General features: G+C 81.9%; 1 pseudogene. It reads right to left on the bottom strand.

What is annotated here, in order from left to right:
- Window positions 1-518 (bottom strand): annotated as a pseudogene (locus B7P34_RS38020) (hypothetical protein); the annotation flags it as partial.

Genomic DNA, 518 nt, shown 5'->3' with positions numbered 1-518 from the left:
GGCCGGGGCGGCGGTCTCGGCGGCCTCAGCAGCGGCCTCAGCCACCGGAGCGGGCTCGGCGACAGCCTCGGTCACGGCCTCGGCGGCCTGCGGCGCACCCGCCGGAGCGGACGCACGACGCACGGCGCGACGGCGCGGACGGGCCGGGGCGGCCGGAGCCTCCTGCAGCTCCTCGGCCGGCTCCTCGGCCTCTTCGGCCTCCTCCGCGACGGCGGCGGCGACGGCCGGCTCAAGCGGCTCGACGACGGCCTCGGCGCCCTTCGGGGCACCGGCCGGGGCAGTGGCCTTACGGGTGGCACGGCGGCGCGTACGGGGAGCGGGCTCCACGGCGGGCTCCTCGACGGGCTCAGTGGTCAGGGCGACGGGCTGCGGGGACTCGGCCACCTCGGGGGCGGTCTCCACGGCGGGCTCGGCGACCTTGGGGGCGCCGGTGGGGGCCGTGGCCTTGCGGGTCGCACGGCGGCGCGGGCGCGCGGGCGTCGAAGGGGCGGCCGGGGCCTCGGCCTCCGGCGCGGCGG

Source organism: Streptosporangium nondiastaticum (assembly GCF_003011965.1).
Taxonomy (GTDB): domain Bacteria; phylum Actinomycetota; class Actinomycetes; order Streptomycetales; family Streptomycetaceae; genus Streptomyces; species Streptomyces nondiastaticus.
This window is presented reverse-complemented; position numbering and strand designations above follow the sequence as displayed.